This window comes from Vibrio sp. 1402 (genome assembly GCF_033340275.1).
This window is the reverse complement of record NZ_JAWOWE010000388.1, coordinates 1-628: the sequence shown is the minus strand read 5'-3', so window position 1 is coordinate 628 and position 628 is coordinate 1. Positions and strand designations below refer to the sequence as shown.

1 protein-coding gene is annotated in these 628 nt (G+C 49.5%); it reads left to right on the top strand.

The window, feature by feature from the left end:
* The coding region (locus R7044_RS26235) for a sigma 54-interacting transcriptional regulator (RefSeq protein WP_225456122.1) at window positions 1–628 on the top strand (628 nt) is incomplete at both ends.

The following is a 628-nucleotide window of genomic DNA, read 5'->3' as shown; positions in this document are numbered from 1 at the left end:
AGTTTGTTGCGTGTCACCAGAAGCAGCGTAATGCTGGCGTTGTGATTGCGATTGTGGATCAAGAACAAGGCATTTTGGCGGCAGAGACTATGAAGTCGGGCGCGACCGATTACTTGTTGCGTCCATTTGAAGCGAATCAGCTCATCAATTTGCTAAAGCGTGTTGAAGCTCTTGGCAAACCTATGGCAAACATTGTGGCTGAGTCGTGGCGCAGTAAGCAGGTACTTCAATTGGCGCACCGTGCAGCGTGTACGAACGCGAGTGTGTTGATCACGGGTGAGTCTGGTACGGGTAAAGAGGTGCTGGCTCGATATGTACACGAACACTCTCCTCGCATTAATGGCCCATTTGTTGCAGTGAACTGTGCCGCGATTCCTGAATCGATGCTAGAAGCGGTGCTTTTTGGTCATGTGAAAGGCGCGTTTACTGGCGCGACGAATTCGCAAAGCGGTAAGTTTGAAGAAGCAAACGGCGGCACGATTTTGTTAGATGAAATCGGTGAAATGTCTCCTGCAGTCCAAGCCAAACTTTTGCGCGTACTTCAAGAGCGAGAAGTGGAACGTGTGGGCAGTCACAAAGCCATCAAGCTTGATATTCGAGTGATTGCAGCAACCAACAAAGATTTACG